Below are 4,478 nucleotides of genomic sequence, written 5' to 3'. Positions count from 1 at the left end.
CCAATCTGCATACTTTATTTTACGCCAGCGTGGTGTTTGACACGCCTACCGCCAATGTTGGCGGCAACGAACAGCCCACTACGGTCACTGCAAAGATTACGGCACCCACCGATAAGGACGTGTACGGATTTGAAGCAACGATCATGTATGGTGGCAATAAAAACTTTGCATCGGATTTACAATTGGATTCTGTCGCGACTAAAGCGGCCAACGCCGGAATTTTTGGGGGAAAGTTGAATGTCCAAAGTCTGGCGTCCAAAAATGCACCAAGTTATAGCGCGAATATGTGGGTCGAATCGGACGGAGTGACCCCTGTTATTAAAAAGGGTGAGACAGTTGATCTCAAGCTGGTGTTCAAAATGCTGCCTTTCAACAGCGAGGGTACGCGTAAGGTCTACATCTCACCCAATAATGAAATGGTGCTGTTCACCGACCCGTCCATACGCGCGAAAGCTACGGGCGATGGCCTGACGTCGATGAACTTTCCTAACTCTAGCATGCAAATGATACCAACTCAGGAAAGCCTCGGGACTATCGCTATCGCTGGAACTACGGAAGGAAGTATAACGCTGACGAGGGCAATCACCAGCCTTACCATGTCTTCCGTCAATTCTTACGTCTCCATGGGCTGCAAAGTCGGTTCTTACAACTTATACACTCCGGCTGACGTGCTGACGTTTGCGGACGCGGTTAATACTTTGGGCTATACCGCTATTAACGCTACTATACAAAACGATATTGACATGACCGGAACGACTTTCGCCGGTATCGGCACCAAGGACCATCCGTTTGTAGGAACGATTTCAGGCGGGAATCACACGATCAAAATCGCCCGCGTGGTAACGGACGGAAGCTCAGACGTCGGAGGTTTGGTCAACTACTTGGGTAGTGGAGGTATTCTTGCTAATGTATCGGTGGCAGGTACTATTACCGGCGCCTTCGGCGGCGCGAACGTCGGAGGTCTTGTGGGCGTATCCAACGGTAGTAGCATCAACACGACAATCACAAGCAGTGTGTCGATATCCGGCACAGCCTCTGACGGAGCGAATATCGGCGGCATCGCCGGATTATTGAACTACGGCAGTAACGGTTACACCCAAAAAACATACGATGGCAGTATTTCCGTCACGGCGGCACAAGGCAGTAACGTCAACGTCGGCGGCATCGCGGGCACGTTTGACGGGACGGGTAAGACGACCGACTCGGACCGGATGATGTACTTTTGCTTCAATAATGGCAATATCAGCGGTGGAACCAACACAGGAAGTATCGTCGGTTCGATTAAAAACGGCATTATCAAGCAAAGCGGTAACGGCGTCTACGATGCAGCCCATAAACTATGGAGCGGCGGCGGTGCAGTCAGTGGTGTCGGCAATACCGGCGGCGTCGCCGGGCAAGCCACCAGCACCACGTTCAACAACGTATTCAACACCGGCGCGGTCAGCAGTACCGGCGGCAGTACCGGCGGCATCGTCGGTTCCATTTACGGCACTGGCACAAGTGTTTTGCAATCGTACAATAAGGCCGCGGTCACCGGTTCGGATGCTTCTGCCGGCGGAATTGTGGGCAAAAACGACTCCTCCGACTCGAAAATCACAGCTAACTTCAATCTCGGCAACGTCACCGCAACGGACTCCAAGCTGAATGCAGGAGGGATTGTCGGCAAGGCCACAGCGGCTCCGGCGGTTTATACGGGCAACTACTATATTAAGACCGGCTCGATCAATTCGGACATTAGCGACGGGCTAGACAATACGACGTTTACGGTTGATAGCGGGAATTCCAACGCAAACAGTGCCTCCAACCCCGATAGCTTATCTCTTACGAAAGCAGGTTCAAGTTCGCCCGGTATATACATCTACAAATTTCAGCCGCCTCTTACCGACGCGGACGGGACTTATTTGCTGTCAACGGTAGGCGACATCCTCTGGTTCTACAATACCGTAAACAATAATGTCGAATCAGGCACACAAAACAAGATTAACGGTCGGCTTGTAAACAACATTGATATGTCCAAAGTGCCGTTGACGCAATTCTCGGGAATAGGACAAGGAGGAATCAACGGTGTAGTTTATAATCATTACGCCGGCACGTTCGATGGCGCGGGATTTACAGTGACTATCAAAAATTCCCCGCTCTTCGACGGCTGCCAAGGCGCTACGATTAAAAACCTGACCGTTGATGGCTCGCTTAACTTTATTGGGTCTGCCGGCGGCGGAGGTATCGCCAATACGATCACTAACGGCCTCATCGAAAATTGCCACAACAAAGCGGATATTAACTCAACCAACGGCTATATCGGCGGTATTGCGTATAGTGCGAGTAACAGTACCATTTCGAACTGCACGAACAGCGGCAATATCACGGGAGGTACACATGGCGAAATCGGCGGCATTGTCGGCAATGTCGGCGGATTAGAATGGGCACCGCCGATCAATGGGGTTATTACTGACACAGTGCCGACGCATTCGGTTATTAAAAACTGCGTAAACTCAGGCAATATCACCGGGGAAAAAACAATCGGCGGCATCGCCGGGGTAACCGGAGGCGCTAATTGCACCGCCGACTTTATCAACTGCAGCAACACAGGAAAAGTAATCTCAATAGCTCAGACATCGTCGGATTATACGGGAGGATTCACCAATCCGGCTTATACCAACGCCGCTGGCGGAATACTCGGTGGTGCAATTGACCTCACCGTGAACATCGAAGGTTGCCAAAACTCCGGTGACGTTACGGGCACGGCGAATAACCTAGGGGGTATCGTCGGCGTTTCATGCCCAGCATGGGGCACCGAAGGCGACACGAGTATAAATGTTACGGGATCTACCAATTCTGGAAAGGTAATCTGCACTGTTGACCCCAATGCCGTGGAGACGATTCCGATTAATACAGGTGATATGTACGTCGGCGGCATTATAGGCAATATCATACAGCGAAACGAACACCTAAAGGAGATTGACATCTCAGGCAACAACAGTTTCGGCGATGTGGTTAAGGGCGTCGCCGAAAACGGAGACCCAATTGTCGCATCGAAAAACCCGACGGGTATCGGCGACAACAATACTAATCCAACTGGTGGTAATAATCCAACTGGTGGTAACAATTCAACTGGTGGTAACAATTCAACTGGTGGTAACAATTCAACTGGTGGTAACAATTCAACTGGTGGTAACAATCCAACTGGTGGTAACAATCCAACTGGAAATGATAATCCAACTGGTGGTAACAATCCAAAGGGTAATAGCAATCCAACGGGTAATAACAATCCAGCGGGTAATAACAATCCAAAGGGCAATAGCAATCCAATTGGAGTAAATCCATCTGTTTCTGGTAAGCCTGGCAGCACCGCACTTGCTGCTAAAGCGACTGAATTAGTAGCATCGAACAGCCCTAATACTACACCGATAACAAACAAATCGGTTACAGCGTCGAAACCAGAACCCGTGCAAGCAAACACGGTAAAAAAACCAGGACCTGTAAAAGATGCCGGCAATACCTCGGGCAAATCGACAGCAAAAGCAACGAAACCAGTTTCAAAAAGTGCGAACGTTTACGAGGTTGTCCATGATGCAATCCAAAATAATCCGATCATCATTAGAGTATTGCTTCTATTTATTGTTGCCCTAGCGGGTCTAGGAGGATTTAGGCGATACAGAAAAAGCCGCGAGCAGTAAACGCTCCGGGAATTGATAGAAATAAAAGTTTTACATTTAAGAAAAAAAGGATAGTCGGTTAGCTCTCAAATTGAAACTAACCAACTACCTTATCACGAAAATTTGGAGGTTATTATGATAGGAAATTTTTTAAGAAATATTCTTCACACTTTTGGCCAGGGCATTCTCAACCCTTGTATGGTTGTCTTGCTTATTATGATTGTCATCACAATCTGGCAAATTGGGGATCTCCTGATGGAGTACATCATAGAACGTAGAAAAATGAAAGAAGACATTCCGGAACTATTAAAGAAGATCAACCGCATGGGGAAAGAAAGTGCCCTACAAATCATCAAGGACAGCAAACTGCTTAAGCGTCAGAAACAGCTCGCCGTAAAACTAACTGAGGCCGAAAATATGCCAGAAAATTCTCTGGCAGCCTATGCGCAAAAACTAATAAGCATAGAAGACGCTTATTATCGGAAAATTATGGCGCCTACTGATCTGATCGCCAAACTGGGGCCAATGATCGGCCTGATGGGCACCTTGATTCCATTGGGTCCCGGAATCGTAGCCTTGGGGAAGGGCGATATCAAGACTCTTTCCAGCTCTATCGGCGTCGGTTTTGATACGACCATATCCGGAGTATTCGTCGCAGCGATTTGTTTCTCAATTTCCTATTTGAGAGGTCACTGGTATGAAGGTTATATCAGCACCAATGAAGCTATCCTAGAAAGTTTGATGGATAAAATCATTGATGTTCCTGATAAGCTAATCGGCTTAATTGATGAGAAAGGAATGAAAAAAAGCTATGAGAAGAAG

Annotated in this window: 2 protein-coding genes; both read left to right on the top strand. The window is 48.3% G+C overall.

The genetic code is table 11. The annotated features are described in order from the left end of the window. The first annotated feature begins 29 nt into the window (after positions 1-29). Complete coding sequence (locus WY13_RS21380; RefSeq protein WP_063556262.1) at positions 30-3,677, top strand: beta strand repeat-containing protein; 3,648 nt, start codon at positions 30-32, stop codon at positions 3,675-3,677. A gap of 114 nt (positions 3,678-3,791) precedes the next feature. Next, positions 3,792-4,478, top strand: a 687-nt coding sequence (locus WY13_RS14110) for a MotA/TolQ/ExbB proton channel family protein (RefSeq protein WP_063556261.1), incomplete at its 3' end; no start/stop codon positions are given.

It is taken from the genome of Clostridium ljungdahlii (assembly GCF_001636845.1).
GTDB lineage: Bacteria > Bacillota > Clostridia > Clostridiales > Clostridiaceae > Clostridium_B > Clostridium_B ljungdahlii_A.
Note: the sequence above shows the minus strand (reverse complement) of the source record. Positions and strands in the feature narration are given on the sequence as shown.